Source organism: Rhodococcus sp. 2H158, assembly GCF_053764755.1.
The window spans coordinates 87,018-101,508 of record NZ_JBSNCE010000010.1 but is presented as its reverse complement, the minus strand read 5'-3'; the positions used below and the strand labels follow the sequence as shown (position 1 = coordinate 101,508).

Below are 14,491 nucleotides of genomic sequence, written 5' to 3'. Positions count from 1 at the left end.
CGTAGCGACGGGGAATGTGACCGGGGCGAGCGTAGCGACGGGGAATGTGACCGCGGCGAGCGCAGCGACGGGGAATGTGACCGCGGCGAGCGAAGCGACGGGGAATGTGAGGCGACGGCCGTGACGGTGATTCTGCTCGACCCGTACCGGCCCGGATCGGTGCCGCTCGAGGCGGTGCCGCTGCTGACCGGGCCGCTCGCCTGCACCGACGACGTGCCGGCGGCGGTTCGGGAAACGCTCGGCGCGACAGCGGGATCCGATGCCGAGACGTTGGTGGCCGTCGACGCCGGGCACGAGGCGGTGCGTGAACGCGTGCGGCGGGGTGAGCGGGTGATCGCCGCCCCGCCCGCGCCGGGGGAGCGCCTGCTGCGTGCCGTGGACGTGATGGACCGGCTGTGGGGATTCGGCGGCTGGGAGGTCACCCAGACGCACGATTCGTTGCGCCGCTACCTGCTCGAGGAGACCTACGAACTGCTCGACGCGATCGAGGAAGGTGACCCGCACGGCCTGCGCGAAGAACTGGGAGACCTGTTGCTCCAGGTGCTGTTCCACTCGCGGATCGCCCAGGAGTCCGGCACCGACCCGTTCACCGTCGACGATGTCGCCGACACGCTCGTCACCAAGCTCGCGCTGCGCAGCCCGCACCTGACCAACGGTCACACCGGCCCGATCGACGTGGCCGAGCAGGAGGCGGCGTGGGAGGTGGCGAAGGCGGCGGAGAAGGCCCGGCCCTCCTGCCTGGACGGCATCGCGATGGCGCAGCCGGCGCTGGCGCTGACCGAGAAGGTGCTGACCCGCAGCGCCAAGGCGGGATTTCCGTCGGATCTGGTACCGGAATCGCTCGGTTCGGTACGGATCTGCGGTGAGGGCAGCGCCGAGCAGACGCTGCGGACCGCTGTGGTGGCTTTCGCCGGCCGGATCCGCAAAGCCGAAGACGCCGCCGAAGCCGCTCGAGGCGAGCGAAGACCATTGTCGAGCGACGACTGGCGCAGGTATTGGCCGCAGACGTGAGCGGCGACGCCGGTCGGGGTCGCCCGACCGGGTAGGATGCGGCAGCCCGCCGCCCGCGGCCTAACCTGCCTGGCGACGTCCTGCACGTTGGCGGGTCATCAGCGCGAGCTTGCGGCCGACTCGAATCAGCAAGTCCTGCTGGCGCCGTGCATACAATTGGGCCACTGCGCGCCGGGCCCTGCGCCGCTGCTCGGCGCTCAGGTCGTACTCGGCCAGCGATCGCACCATTTCCCTGCACTCCAGTGTGGTCGCGATGTACGCCTGCCACGACGGTACGTCGAGCTTGCGTGCCAGCATCGACGGTGTCGCATGCGTCAGGTGCCGTCGCGCCAGCACCTCCGGCACGTGCCCCCACGGCCCGGCAAGCGCCAGCTTGGCGGCGAACACCTCGTCTTCGCGCAGCATGTTCCGACGCTCGATGCGTACCGCGGGTTCGCGTCGGATCAAGCTGTACAGCGGGTCGACCAGCGGGATGGCCTCGTTCAGCATCCCCAGCATCGCGGTGAACCGCGTAACCGGGTCGTCGGAAGCGAGGGCCGTGCCGTGGTACGGGCTGAGTCGTGTCAGGCCGTCCGGAGCGGTGTACTCGATTCGGTTCGTCACCAGCATCAGCCGGTCGTCGGCTGCGAATGCCTCCAGAGCCCTGGAGACGCAGCGCGGTGCAAGCCAGTCGTCATCGCCTACCCACCGAAAGAAGGTGCCGGTGGCCAGCCGGAGCGCGCTGATGTAGTTGTTGAGCAGGCCCACGTTCACGGGGTGCCGGTGGTAGACGACCCGGCTGTGTTGCTCCGCCAGGCTGCGGCACAGCTCCTCGGTCCCGTCGGTGGAGGCATTATCGCAGATCACGAGTTCGATATCGGTGTGGTCCTGGGCGAGCACCGATTGCACCACGGCCTCGAGGCGATCCGCCCCGTCTCGAACGGGCAACCCGATGGAGACCAGTGTGTCGGTGTGGCCCATCGGGCACCCCCTCGTCGCTCGACTCGTGCATTACACCGCGCCTCCACGCCTCGGACGGAATGCTCGGGCCGGGGCGACGACAGGCCTGGCGGCTTCTTCGATCAGGCCGGTAATCGGTGGACCGGACACCGAGTCCGGCTCTCAGATGCGTTCGAGCCAGATTTCCCGCCAGAAAGGCACGAATTCGCGGGGGCAGTTGGCGTTGTACGCGCCACTGCAGACGACGTCCTCCAGCACGATGCAGGGGTTCTTCATGGTCAGCAACACGCCGGTCTTCTCATCTATACACCTGGTGACCCGGGCCTGCACTCGTGCCGTGCGGCCGCAGTAGCGGGCCATCTCTTCCTCGAAGCCCATGCCCCGGTTCAACCGATCTTCGTTGAGCGTCAACATGATCTGGTCCTTGGTCTTGATGCGTACCATCTCGCCCGGTTGGAGGTTCAGGTGGGCGGTAGGCGTCCTTCCGACCGCCTTGCCCGCGACGAAGCCCCAGGGCAGCCCGTCGCGGAACCACAGCTTGCGCGGTAGCCGCCGCCTGCTGGCGTCCTGCAGGCGATTGAACAGGCTTACGAGAAAGGCCTTGATCGAGTCGATGGGACCGGCGTTTCCGGTCTTCACGTCCGTCACATACTGGCCGAGGTCGCGGAACGGCAGGCACGTCGGCGCGGCGCGCATCAGCTCGGTAGCCTGGCACGAATAGCGTGGTCGGCCGTCCGGTCCCGGTTCCTTGCGGGTGTTGACCTCGAGCAATGGAATCTCGATACGGCCGGAGACGGACGACGTCGGCGTTCCGGGGCCGACGCGTTTGAGCCAGGCTTCCTTCCAGTACAGGGAACACGCTGTCTGGCAGCCCCCGTGCGCGGAGCCGTCACAGCGCGAATCGGTCAGGTGGACCGCATTGTCCATCTTGTGGATGCCGCTGCCCGAAATGGTGTCGCAGAGCTTGTGCGCAACCTTGTGCACGGTCAGCCGACGACCGCAGAACCCGAGCATCTCCGGCATGAAGGGCAGGTTCTCGAGCTCGCCCTGCTCGTCCAGCGTCGCGAGGATCTCTTCGGCGCTTCGGACCTCGACCAGGTCGCCGACGCGCAGGCCCGGAATGGTCGCGGACTTCGTCATCGTGAGTGTTTCCTTCCCTCCCGGGGGCTGCAGCGCGCCCTCCCGGGGGCTGCAGCGCGTCGGATGTCTGGGTGTACGCGGTGGACCACGATTGCAACGATCCGGGACGTCCTCCGCGCTGCGCTACCGGGCGAACGGGCGATTCGTGTTCGGGATCGCCATCGGGACCTGTTCCGTTTCGATGCTACCTCCGGCCGTGCCGTCGAATCTTCGACTCGGACGGAGCGCTCTGTCGGAAAGCACACCAGGATTTCGGGTCGAATCCGGTGTCGGGCGTGGCATCCGTCAGCCCACCGCGATGATCGATTTGGGGACACCCAGTATCCGTTCGCGCAGAATGGTCGCCGTGGGGAAGTAGTCGCGCATCTCTGTGATGCTCACCAGTTCGGTCCACAGAACCTCGTTGCGCGCCTCGTCGATGTTCGCCGGCCTCGTGTGGACCAGGGGCCAGTGGGCGGCAATAGCGACTCGGGCAGCGGCAGGCAGGAACTGCATTCCGGGAAAGAGCCAGTGCGGTTCGAGGGGGAAGTAACGATATGGTGTCTGAATCCAATAGTGCGGCGCGAGGTGGCGGACCTGTCGCGCCAGCTCCGCTCTGCGGGCATGTCCGCCCACGTGCTCGATGAGCGAATTCGAGAACACGATGTCGAAGCGGGAGTCGACGTCCGCTTGTGCAAGGACGCGGGTCGCATCGCACGCGTCACCGAGGACGGGAACGATCCACCCGTCGTCGGACTCACCGGGCTCGAAGAGGTTGAGTACCGTAACGTGCTCGGGCCTGACCGGGGCACGGCGCCATGCCTCGATCGTTCCGCCGAGATCCAGAACCCGCATGTTCTCGATCGCCGGGAATGCCTCACGAAACATCTGCCAACGCCGCATCCTCGTTCTGGCGCCCAGAGATGTCGGAGAATCCACGAGTATGCGTCGCAGTTGGGTGCCGGCCACGGATCCCCCTCCGGTGATCAGGCTCTCGACGTTCGCAAGACGCCTATGCTATCACCGCCGTGCGACGACAGGGCCGATCTCGATCCGGTTCGATGCGCCGTTTGCGTGGTTCACGCGTACTACTCTCGGTTCTCATGACCGGGCCGAAGGTTCGTATCGCGATTCTGGGCATCAACTTCGCCCCAGAGCCGACCGGGATCGCGCCCTACACGACCCTTCTCGCGTCCGGATTGGCCGCGCGTGGGCACGAAGTCGAAGTTCTGACCGGTTTCCCTCATTATCCGCAATGGAAGCGCCTCGACGGAGGTTTCCGGTTCCGATCCGACGAAATCGAGGATCGCGTTCGTATTCGTCGCTTCGGCCACCACGTCCCGCAGGGTGCTACGGCAGCCGGTCGAGCGTTGATGGAGATGAGCTTCGGGCTGCAGCTTCTGCTCGCGCGATGGAACGGACCCGACGTCGTCCTCTGTGTGAGTCCACCATTGCTGGCGGCAGGACTGTCCGTGGTGCGCGCGCGGCTGTCATGGCGGCGACCTGCAATCGGCGTCATCGTCCACGACCTCTACAGCCGAGGGGTCGTGGAGGCGGCGGCGCTGTCGGGCTTGTCCGCCTGCGTGGCACAGGCGGTGGAATCTGCATTTCTTCGGTCGGCGGACGGCATTGTGGTAATCCACGAGGGATTCGCGCAGATCCTCGAGGAGCACCTCGGCGTCGACCGCAGAAGAATACGCACGATCCGGAACTGGAACCATGTCGCACCACCGGATCCCGCGGCCAGCTCCGCATTCCGTGCCGCACACGGCTGGGATTCCGACGAGGTGGTGATCTTGCATGCTGGAAACATGGGCACCAAACAGGGCTTGGAGAACGTTGTCGCGGCGGCCCGGCTGGCAAGTCGCGAAGGCCGCCGTGTGCGGTTCGTCCTGCTCGGTGACGGCAACCAGCGCGTTCGTCTGGAGGCTGCGGGCGCCGGTATCCCCACACTGCAGTTCCTGGCGCCGGTCACAGACGAGAACTTTCCTTCGGCGCTCGGAGCTGCGGATGTGCTTCTCGTGAACGAACGACCCGGCGTCGCGCAGATGGCGGTACCCAGCAAGCTGACGTCCTATTTCAACTCCGGCAAGCCTGTCCTCGCGGCGACCGACGCGGACGGATTCACGGCGACCGAGATCGCCGCATCAGGGGCCGGTATCCGTGTCCCGGCCGACCGACCGGACCTGTTGCTCCGTGAGGCGGTCCGATTGGGCACGGACGGGGCGCTCGCCGCACACATGGGGGAGCAGGGACGTCGCTACTGCGCTACAACCTTGTCCACATACGAGGCCCTGGAGCGCTACGAGGAGTGGATCCGGGATCTCGTGCGCGAGTCGCGCAGGCAGAGGTCGCGCTGATGGTCAAGCGCGCACTCGTGACCGGGATAACCGGACAGGACGGGTCCTATCTCGCGGAGTTGCTGCTGAACAAGGGCTACGAGGTCCACGGAGTCATCCGCCGTGCCTCGACGTTCAACACCCACCGGATCGAACATCTGTATGTGGACTCTCACGTACCCGGCGCGAGGTTGTTCCTGCACTACGGAGAACTCGTCGACGGGGCACGGCTCGCGGCGCTGCTGTCGGCGATTCGTCCCGACGAGGTGTACCACCTGGCGGCGCAGTCACACGTTCGCGTGAGTTTCGACGAGCCGGAATACACCGCCGAAACAACAGCACTCGGAACAATTCGGCTGCTCGAGACGATTCATCAGATCGGACTCGACTGCCGCTTCTACCAAGCGTCGAGTTCGGAGATGTTCGGCGCATCGCCGCCGCCGCAGAATGAGGACACGCCGTTCCATCCCCGCTCGCCTTACGGCACCGCCAAGCTGTTCGCCTACTGGACGGCACGCAACTACCGGGAGGCATATGGTCTCTTCACAGTCAACGGCATCCTGTTCAACCACGAATCACCCAGACGGGGGGAAACCTTCGTCACGCGAAAGATCACCCGTGCGGTGGCTCGCATCCGGGCCGGCCTGGATCGGCATCTGTACATGGGCAACGTCGACGCAGTCCGTGACTGGGGTTACGCACCCGAATACGTCGAGGGGATGTGGCGGATGATGCAGGCCGATACCCCGGACGACTACGTGCTGGCGACGGGAGAAGGCTATTCCGTGCGCGACTTCCTTGCCCTCGCATTCGACCACGCCGGTCTCGACTGGGAGAAGTACGTGCGATTCGACGAACGCTACCTTCGCCCCGCGGAGGTCGACTCGGTGATCGGCGACGCAGCGAAGGCCGGAGCGATCCTCGGCTGGAATCCTCAGGTGCGCACTCCCCAACTCGTGAAGATCATGGTGGACGCCGACCTCTCGGCACTCGAATCTCGAGGCGGTCACTGGATCGACAGACCCGAGCTGCCGGGGTGGGGCACCTCGTCGAACTGACCGCGTCGGATCAGCTGCGATAGGTTCCCTGATGCGCGGCAAACCACTCGTATGTCGTCCGGACGCCCTCCTCGAGCGGGGTCTTCGCGGTCCATCCGAGATCCGTGAGGCGTCGGACGTCGAGCAATTTGCGCGGGGTGCCGTCCGGCTTCGACGGATCCCACCGAATCGCCCCGCGGTAGCCGACCACCTCGGCGACAAGGTGCGCGATCTCGGCGATCGTTATGTCACTACCAGTGCCCACATTGACGGGCCGGCAGTCGTCGTAGTGGTCCAGCAGGAAGTGGCAGGCATCCGCGAAGTCGTCGACATACATGAACTCGCGCCGGGGCCGGCCCGTGCCCCAGCACGTTGCAAGCGGAGCGCTGTTCCGTGCCGCGTCATGGAGGCGACGGATCATGGCGGGCAGGACGTGGCTGTCGTGCGGGCTGAAGTTGTCGCCCGGACCGTAGAGGTTCGTGGGCATCGCGCTGATGTAGGGCAGGCCGTGCTGGCGGCGGATGGCGGTGACGTGCGCGATCCCGGCCAGCTTCGCGACCGCGTAGCTTTCGTTCGTCTCCTCCAAGGGACCTGTGAAGAGTGCCTCTTCGCGAATCGGCTGTTCTGCGAACTTGGGGTAGATGCAGCTCGACCCCAGGAAGAGGAATCGCTTCACGCCACTCGCGACGGCGCTGTCCAGCAGGTTCACCTGTATCCGCACATTGTCGGAGATGAAGTCGGCGGGTCGACGAGCGTTCGCTGCGATCCCGCCGACCCGTGCTGCTGCGGCGATCACCACCTGCGGGCGGGTCGCCTCGAAGAACTCCGCGGTAGCGCGGGCGTCGCGCAGATCCAATTCGGCCGAACTACGTCCGATCAGATTCTCGAATCCGTGCTTTGCGAAGTGGCGCCACAGCGCCGATCCCACCAGCCCCCGGTGACCCGCGATGTAGATCCGGGTGCTTCGAGGTATGGGGTGAGAGTTCGTCCCGGGATCACGACCTCCGACGCGGGGGGCCCGATCGGACAAATCGACATGGACGTTATCCCGTGCAGGGTCGGTATCCGACACGGCCACCTCGATCCTCCGGTGGGGATCCCGAACGCTCCGGTGATGTCCGGGAGAGGGTGGCACATGCACGCACCGCAACTTCCTCCCACCGATCACCCCGAACCGGAACCGGTACCGGGTTCGAAGGTTACCACTTGCTCGTTCGTCGACGCGCGGAGATTCTCAGCGCGTGCCCGGTGTACGGGCAGGACTGCGACTGAGCCGACGGAACGCGACAAGGCCGGCACGTGCCGGCGAGCTCACCGCGTCGTCGGGTGTTCCGATCTGGCCGCGCACGCACGTATCGGGCCCGAACTACATGCAGCTCGGGTAAAATTCAACGGAACAACGACGCCTCGAGGGGTGCGAGTTGGGTGGGACGAGTTGGGATCACGGACAGCGAGACCTGCGCGGTCCGGCGCACCCATGCCCGACGCCGTGGCCTCGAATGGTTGTGGATGCCGTTCCGATCGATCTGGTCGATCGAGAGCTCGCGATGGCCCTGATCGTCGATGCGCTCCGCTTACCGGACCCGCTCGCCGTCGCATCGGCCAACCTTGACCATCTCCATCACTTCGAACGCGACAGCTTCTGGACGGACCGTCCACCTGCGGTTTCCATCGCAGAGCCGTCCAGGGGGCTGCGCTGGCTCACACTGCTCGACGGAGTGCCGCTCGTCCGGAAAGCCGAGGCGCTCAGCGGTCGGCCGTGGCCGAAGCTTTCGGGCAGTGACCTGATCTGGCCGATTCTGGAGTACGCGGCGAAACACGGCACGCGGGTGGGGTTTCTCGGCGGGACCGCCGAGACACACGAGCAACTCCGCAAGACGCTGAGGATGCGCCTTCCCACCCTGCAGGTCGCGGGCACCTGGGCGCCGGCGCGATCCGAGATACTCGACTCCCGAACGTCGGCGGGAATCGCCGCCGACATCCGTTCGGCCGAGGTGGAAATCCTGATTGTGGGGCTGGGAAAGCCCCTGCAGGAGAATTGGATTGCGCGATTCGGCCCGGACACCGGAGCGCGGGTGCTGCTCGCGTTCGGTGCCGTGGTGGACTTCCTTGCCGGCCGCGTGAGCCGGGCGCCGAGGTGGATGGCGGACCACGGCTTCGAGTGGACGTGGCGACTGATGCTGGAGCCACGACGGTTGAGCCGTCGCTATCTCGTGCACGATCCGCCGGAATTGCTGCGGTTGATGCGCCGAGAACCGACCCTCCAGCACGAAGCGGCGATGGCGCATCCCGACAGGAGTGTGGGGCGCGGTGCATTCGTCGGGCCCCGCCGGCGGGCTACCGTTGCCGTGGTGGTTGTGACGTACAACAGTGCGTCCGATCTGCCCGGGCTGATCGACGACCTGCGTATCGCTGCTCGCGACCAGCCGATCCGCGCCGTTGTCGTCGACAACCAGTCGTCCGACGGCACAACCGATGTAGTGCGCTCGCACACCGACATCACGTTGGTCGAGTCCGGGGGGAATCTCGGCTATGCCGGTGGCATCAATGCGGCGATGCCGTTCGTGGAGCCGTGCGAGGCCGTGCTGATACTCAATCCTGATCTGTCGTTGGCCCCTGGAGCGGTGACCCGCTTGATGACATCGCTCCGTGGCGACGACCGAATAGGGGCCGTGGTACCGCTCATTCTCGACGCAGACGGCGCAGTCTACAACTCGATTCGACGCGAGCCCTCGCTCTCGCGTGCGATCGGGGACGCATTGCTCGGCCGCAGACTTCGTAAGAGGCCGTCCTTGCTTTCCGAAATCGATTACTGTCCAGCGGATTACCTCGAAGCTCACGATGTGGACTGGGCAACCGGAGCCGCCTTGCTCATTCGAACCCCGGTTGCGCACGAGGTAGGCCCCTGGAACGAGGAGTTCTTTCTCTACTCCGAGGAGACGGACTACTTCCGTCGCATCCGCGAGCGCGGTCATTTGGTTCGGTTCGAGCCGTCGGCGGTAGTGCAACACCGCCAGGGAGGCTCGGGGACATCGCCGGCTCTCGCACGGCTCATGGCCGTGAACCGTATTCGATACGTGAAACGACACCACGGAGCCGCGTACGCGGTGCTTTTCCGCGGAGCTGTGGCACTGGCCGAAGCGCTGCGCTCCTACGATCGGGAGCGCCGACGTACGCTCGCAGCTGTGCTGAACCGCAGGAAATGGCGAGATCTCCCGCACGCGACCTCACATGGCTGAACGACTGTCGGGACCGCACCGACGCGGCGCAGTGATCGTTCCCGCGTACAACGAAGCCGCGGTGATCGAGCGGACGCTCCTGCCGCTCAGCCACGCTGCAACCGAGGGGTATATCGAGCTGATTGTGGTGCCCAACGGCTGTACCGACGACACCGCCGCGGTGGCCCGACGTATCCCGGGCGTGCACGTCGTCGAGTTGCGGGAGGGGTCCAAACCTGCGGCACTGAATACCGGCGACCGGATCGCCACGATGTGGCCCCGGCTGTACCTCGACGCCGACATCCGGATTTCGGCCGGTGCGGTACTGGCCGTCCTCGATCGACTCGCCCGCGGTGACGTGCTCGCCGCCCGTCCCGAGTTCCGTTACGCGTTCGACCGCTCCGCTCCACTGGTCCGCAGCTACTACCGTGCCCGGCAGCGGATTCCGCAGCGAGAGCCCATACTGTGGGGTGCCGGTATGTACGGCCTGAGCAGAGAGGGGCATGCGAGGTTCGGATCCTTCCCGGATCTCACGGGGGACGATCTTTTCGTCGACTCTCTGTTCGACGCCGATGAGAAATCCGTGGTGCATACGGAGCCGGCCGTGGTCACGACCCCCACCGATGTCGCAAGTCTGCTCGCAATTCTGCGTCGCAGTCATCGGGGCGGCACCGAAGCTCGCGTCGCCGATCGGAGTCGCGTGCGCCGCACCGGCCCGGCCACCGCACGCGCGGTGCTGCGGTCGATCCGGGGACCTGGATCGGCTGGGGATGCAGCGGTGTACATCTCGGTGGCGCTCGCGGCCCGACGGGGTGCACTGCATCCGAACGTGCCGTGGGAGCGCGACGAAAGCAGTCGAGAGCCTCGGTGAAGGGTCATGAGGGGTGCTACTGGAGGTCGCAGTCGGCAGTCCGGTCGATCCGATAAAGATGAACGGCGTTCCCGTCCTCGAATGTGTCGCGGAATGTGTTGCCGGTGATGGGTATGTTCCGACCTTCGTCCAAGACCTCCACCCGGTCCGCATTCCCGCATGCAAGGGTGATCGTGGCGTCTCCGCCTTCGTTCCGCGTGGATCCGGCGAGTACGTAGAGGCTTCCCTCGTGATACTTGGCAGCCAGATCGACGGGTCCGTCGGATCTGGCAAATCCGTCGACGAACGGTGCATTGAGAACTGGGGCCAGTCGGTTGATCTGATCGTTGACTGCCCGGACATCGTCGCGGATGTCGTCCCCGCACCGGTCCCGGAAGATGTTGTACGACAGGCACGACCCGCCGAAGTTGTGGGAGAAGTAGACGATGCCGCGTGCGCCGTTGATGATGCTGCTCCAGACCGCGGCTCGAATCTGCGGGCCCGTGATCGTGCCGCCCGTGTCCTCCTCGAAGGGATGACCCACCTCCACGAAGTTCCACACCGGCATCGCCGCACGCGGCTGGACCAAGGAGCGGACGTATCGTGTTGTCACACCGTAATTGGCCGCCAGATGGCACTCCGCGGGGGAGAGGTCGGCCTGCCCGTCCTTCGTGAGCACACCGCCCTGGTCGGCCTGACAGATCGTCTCGTCGGTGAACCAGTAGTTGTCTGCGGATACGACATCCTGAAAGTCGTTGACGAATCGCTCGGCTGCGTCCCGGGGTTCCCAGAAGGTGACGCCCTTGCCGTAATTCGTGAACGTCATGACGCCCGACGGTACCTTGCTCCTGAACGCATACATCACCGTGTAACCGCACTTGGCTTGTTCGGGTACGCAGATCGGTCGATCGTCAGGCATCCGACCCGTCCACGGCGCATCTCCGGCACCTGCCCACATGTCCGCCTCGTCTGTTGTCAGTTGACCGGACGCGAGCGGGTCCGGTCGGCTGGGAACGGCGAACATCCCGCTGTCACGAATCACCCGCACGTTGCTGTCTTCGGTCAGTTCGACGTAGGTATTGAGTCCGAGGGTCCGATCGGCGGCAGCCTCCTCAGGGGAGGTCACGCGCGCGAACCATACTGCGAGAGGGAAGTAGTCCGGCGACGTTGGTAGCGAATTCTCGAAGGTGTCGTAATATTCCTCTCCGCCGTCGACCGATCGCAGCGACGGACCCGCCGGCTCGAACACGACGTCGACGAAATAGGCGGCACCGTTTCCCGACTGGTCGGGGATTCCCTCGCCGTAGGTGAACCGTCCGTCGCGCGCGGTCAACCATCCGCTCTTCACGGTTGCGCCCAGGTCGAAGGTGTTCGGATCCGTCGGATAGTGCCCATTCGAAGCGCGGTAGGAGATCACGTAACTCCCGTGCGCTTGTATCGGAATCGGTTCGTCGAACGGTATATTCCGCCAGCCGCTCGGGCCGGTGGTGATCGGGACGGTACCCAGGGCGGTGCCGTCGGACGACCACAAGGTGGCGGTGACCGCGCCTGTGTCCTCCGGCCCCTGATAGAACCGCGCGGCGGTGACGACTCCATCGCTCGTCGTCGTGAACTCGGTGCCGACTTCGATGGACCGAGCGGCGGGATCGCCGAAGACCGCCGGGACGGTTTCGTCGGACCACAGGCTTCCTGCCGGCGAGCCGGAACGTTCGGCAGTGTCGGGGGAGCCTTGCGTGCACGATCCCGCAAGCACCATCACCGCCACGAGCAGCGGGGCGACGAGGGAACGTGCTGTCCGGCGCTTATCGAACACTGTCGTCAGCCTGTGGCGCGGATATGTCGCGTTCTGCGTCGTGTCGGTCGGGCGAGTCGATTTCCGGCACCGAAACGCTGAAGGTGGACCACAGCAGGCCGAACACGATGAAGAAGATGAAGGTTGCCTGCTGGTAGAAGAACAGGTCGAAGGTAGTGCTGGAGACCAGAATGCCCACCAACACTGATCCCATCATGTAGGCCTGATCGCGTTCGCGGGGCGAAGTGGCGCGGCGCAATCCCGCCGAGATGCCGAAGATTGCTCCTCCCGTCAGCAGAATCATCGCGACGAGTCCTACGACACCGCCCTGCACGATCGTCCGTAGCCACTCGTTGTCCAGCAATTGGTACGCGCTGGGAGGAGCTCCACCGAGGCCGACACCGAAGACGGGATTCTCGCGAAAAGTCTGCGACACTGCGGCATAGTCGGCTGTCCGCGTCAGGATACTGTCATCCTGTTCCGAACCCGTGATCGTCCTCCACAGCGCATTCAGTGTCTCCGGGAAGGCCACGGCATAGCCCATGATCGCGGCCGCCCCGGCGACGGCGGCCAGGACCAGCTGCCGAACCTGGAACGCGAACATGTAGACGAGCAGGCACGCGAGCAGCGTGAGCACGCCCGTGCGGGAGATGGCGGCGGGCATGGACACCAACGCCACACCGCACGTGGCGACTGCAGCCCAGCGGGCGCTCCGATGCGCGGCGTAGCGCGCAAAGTGGATGGTCATCGGCACGGTCACTGCCGCCAGAACGGAGAATTCGATCGCGTGCTCGGAGGTACCGACAACACGCACGGCGCCTCTCCGCTCGGTGAACTGCAGGTACTCGGGATCGAGGTTCACGACGAAGCCCGGGGGCATGAACAGGAATCGCAGATCGATCGAGGTCAGACTCTGGAGTAGTCCGACCGAACACGCGAATGCCAGACCCACGGTGAGGCAACCGAGAATGATGGTCCGCTGCCGTGTGCTCTCGATTCTTACCAGAACGTAGAGGGACACCCCCACGTTCGCGACCAGGGTAATGATCGCCCGGGTCTTGTTGGCTTCCACCAGGGCATCGCCCGTCCGGAGCAACCCGACTCCGTAGACCAGGGTCAGCAGCAGGAAGAACAGGAGCATGACGACCACCCCAGGGTTCACCGTGGGGCGAGTTGTGGTGCGTCGGACCGTCAGGAATCCGAGGACAACGAGGCCGAACAGCAGGACCGCGGCCATCCGCGCAGGTGAACCGTTGCTCTTGAGCGGGCCCGGCAGGGTGGCGAAGGCCGGCAGGCAGGGGATCAGGAGACACAGGAAGGCGAGAAACCACGTGGTGCGGTCTCGCTGTTCGGCACCGCGGACCGCACCGTCGAAGGGATCGCCCGGCCGTCGGCGCGCAACGAAGACCGTAGTCTTCATCGGGCATCCACGGCACCGTCTGCAGGCACACGTCCGCCTTCGCCGTCGGGGTTGTACGAGGATGTGCCGGGGCGCGGACCTGCCGGCGACGGAGGTTGGGCTCGTGTCTGCCTGCGTGATTTCAGCCGCGTCAGCAGAACGTCGACCAACACGGTGAACAGGATCGATAGTCCGACCCCGGTGGCAAGGATCGCGACGGTCGAGCGTGTGCGGGTGGGCATCGCGGCCGTCGGGACGCCGGGCGGTGTCACGACGAAGGATGTGACCATCTGATCCTCCGGCACACGTGCTTGCTGCTGCAGGGTCCGCAGCGTCACTTCGGCCTGTGCGGCAACAAGCTCCAAGGTCTTCGTCACGTCGGCAGGATCCGACGCCGTCTCCTCGACGAACACCAGCGGCAGCTGCGGGTTGGGAGATGGGGTCGGGAAGGCCTTCGCGCCGTAATCGGACAAGCCACCGGCCGCCACGACCCGGTCCACCACGGACGGTTCCCTCAGCCCGAGTGCGGTCAGATTCGCCAGCAGTGACGCTCCACCGACATCCAGGAGACCATTCCGCCGGATCTCGCCGCCAGTCGAGGGCGTGTCCTGCCGGACACTCGGCGGAGCCAAGCCGATGACCGCGCTTGCGTAGTAGACCGGTTTCACGGAGCTGTAGACGCCGTAGCTGTACCACGCGGTGATCGCCAGAAGTGGAAGTACGACATACCAGCGGCGGAAGCACGACCGCACGACATCGAACAGATCCATGTCAATGCCCCCTCATC

Annotated in this window: 12 protein-coding genes; 5 read left to right on the top strand and 7 right to left on the bottom strand. The window is 65.4% G+C overall.

What is annotated here, in order from left to right:
* The first annotated feature begins 120 nt into the window (after window positions 1-120).
* Window positions 121-1,011 carry a MazG family protein gene (locus ACWPOB_RS11900; RefSeq protein WP_455400937.1) on the top strand — a complete coding sequence of 297 codons (891 nt, stop codon included), beginning with the start codon at window positions 121-123 and terminating at the stop codon, window positions 1,009-1,011.
* A 60-nt stretch (window positions 1,012-1,071) separates the two neighbouring features.
* On the opposite strand, the gene ACWPOB_RS11895 is transcribed toward ACWPOB_RS11900, so the two are convergent.
* The 3 genes from ACWPOB_RS11895 to ACWPOB_RS11885 all read right to left on the bottom strand — a co-directional run bounded on the left by ACWPOB_RS11895 (window position 1,072) and on the right by ACWPOB_RS11885 (window position 4,038).
* A complete protein-coding gene (locus ACWPOB_RS11895; RefSeq protein WP_455400936.1) occupies window positions 1,072-1,971 on the bottom strand; it encodes a glycosyltransferase family 2 protein in 900 nt (299 codons plus the stop codon).
* Between the two features lie 141 nt (window positions 1,972-2,112).
* Window positions 2,113-3,090: a hypothetical protein gene (locus ACWPOB_RS11890; protein ID WP_455400935.1), complete on the bottom strand. Its 978-nt coding sequence runs from the start codon at window positions 3,088-3,090 to the stop codon at window positions 2,113-2,115.
* 285 nt (window positions 3,091-3,375) lie between these two features.
* Window positions 3,376-4,038, bottom strand: coding sequence for a methyltransferase type 11 (locus ACWPOB_RS11885; RefSeq protein ID WP_455400934.1), 663 nt, complete (start codon window positions 4,036-4,038; stop codon window positions 3,376-3,378).
* A gap of 134 nt (window positions 4,039-4,172) precedes the next feature.
* Between ACWPOB_RS11885 and ACWPOB_RS11880 the strand changes: the two genes are divergently transcribed.
* Window positions 4,173-5,429, top strand: a complete 1,257-nt coding sequence (locus tag ACWPOB_RS11880; protein ID WP_455400933.1) for a glycosyltransferase family 4 protein — start codon at window positions 4,173-4,175, stop codon at window positions 5,427-5,429.
* Complete coding sequence (gmd, locus tag ACWPOB_RS11875; RefSeq protein ID WP_455400932.1) at window positions 5,429-6,466, top strand: GDP-mannose 4,6-dehydratase; 1,038 nt, start codon at window positions 5,429-5,431, stop codon at window positions 6,464-6,466. Before ACWPOB_RS11880 ends, gmd begins: the two co-directional genes overlap by 1 nt.
* A 10-nt stretch (window positions 6,467-6,476) precedes the next feature.
* Here the strand turns inward: gmd and ACWPOB_RS11870 are convergent, their stop codons facing one another.
* A complete protein-coding gene (locus tag ACWPOB_RS11870; protein WP_455400987.1) occupies window positions 6,477-7,418 on the bottom strand; it encodes a GDP-L-fucose synthase family protein in 942 nt (313 codons plus the stop codon).
* 526 nt (window positions 7,419-7,944) lie between these two features.
* Between ACWPOB_RS11870 and ACWPOB_RS11865 the strand changes: the two genes are divergently transcribed.
* Window positions 7,945-9,684, top strand: a complete 1,740-nt coding sequence (locus ACWPOB_RS11865; protein ID WP_455400931.1) for a WecB/TagA/CpsF family glycosyltransferase — start codon at window positions 7,945-7,947, stop codon at window positions 9,682-9,684.
* Window positions 9,677-10,534, top strand: coding sequence for a glycosyltransferase (locus ACWPOB_RS11860; protein WP_455400930.1), 858 nt, complete (start codon window positions 9,677-9,679; stop codon window positions 10,532-10,534). The genes ACWPOB_RS11865 and ACWPOB_RS11860 overlap by 8 nt, the downstream gene beginning before the upstream one ends.
* A 16-nt stretch (window positions 10,535-10,550) precedes the next feature.
* On the opposite strand, the gene ACWPOB_RS11855 is transcribed toward ACWPOB_RS11860, so the two are convergent.
* The 3 genes from ACWPOB_RS11855 to ACWPOB_RS11845 are packed head-to-tail and all read right to left on the bottom strand — an operon-like array spanning window position 10,551 to window position 14,474.
* The gene (locus ACWPOB_RS11855; RefSeq protein ID WP_455400929.1) at window positions 10,551-12,326 is read right to left on the bottom strand and encodes a DUF4082 domain-containing protein; all 1,776 of its coding nucleotides are present in this window, start codon (window positions 12,324-12,326) and stop codon (window positions 10,551-10,553) included.
* Complete coding sequence (locus tag ACWPOB_RS11850; protein ID WP_455400928.1) at window positions 12,316-13,725, bottom strand: O-antigen ligase family protein; 1,410 nt, start codon at window positions 13,723-13,725, stop codon at window positions 12,316-12,318. The genes ACWPOB_RS11855 and ACWPOB_RS11850 overlap by 11 nt, the downstream gene beginning before the upstream one ends.
* On the bottom strand, window positions 13,722-14,474 hold the full coding sequence (locus ACWPOB_RS11845) for a hypothetical protein (protein WP_455400927.1): 753 nt from the start codon (window positions 14,472-14,474) through the stop codon (window positions 13,722-13,724). The genes ACWPOB_RS11850 and ACWPOB_RS11845 overlap by 4 nt, the downstream gene beginning before the upstream one ends.
* Window positions 14,475-14,491: the final 17 nt, after the last annotated feature.

Coding starts and splice junctions, on each gene's coding strand:
- ACWPOB_RS11895 (WP_455400936.1), bottom strand. CDS start 1,971: ATGGGCCACACCGACACACTGGTCTCCATCGGGTTGCCCGTTCGAGAC.
- ACWPOB_RS11890 (WP_455400935.1), bottom strand. CDS start 3,090: ATGACGAAGTCCGCGACCATTCCGGGCCTGCGCGTCGGCGACCTGGTC.
- ACWPOB_RS11850 (WP_455400928.1), bottom strand. CDS start 13,725: ATGAAGACTACGGTCTTCGTTGCGCGCCGACGGCCGGGCGATCCCTTC.
- ACWPOB_RS11880 (WP_455400933.1), top strand. CDS start 4,173: ATGACCGGGCCGAAGGTTCGTATCGCGATTCTGGGCATCAACTTCGCC.
- gmd (WP_455400932.1), top strand. CDS start 5,429: ATGGTCAAGCGCGCACTCGTGACCGGGATAACCGGACAGGACGGGTCC.
- ACWPOB_RS11865 (WP_455400931.1), top strand. CDS start 7,945: ATGGTTGTGGATGCCGTTCCGATCGATCTGGTCGATCGAGAGCTCGCG.
- ACWPOB_RS11845 (WP_455400927.1), bottom strand. CDS start 14,474: ATGGATCTGTTCGATGTCGTGCGGTCGTGCTTCCGCCGCTGGTATGTC.
- ACWPOB_RS11860 (WP_455400930.1), top strand. CDS start 9,677: ATGGCTGAACGACTGTCGGGACCGCACCGACGCGGCGCAGTGATCGTT.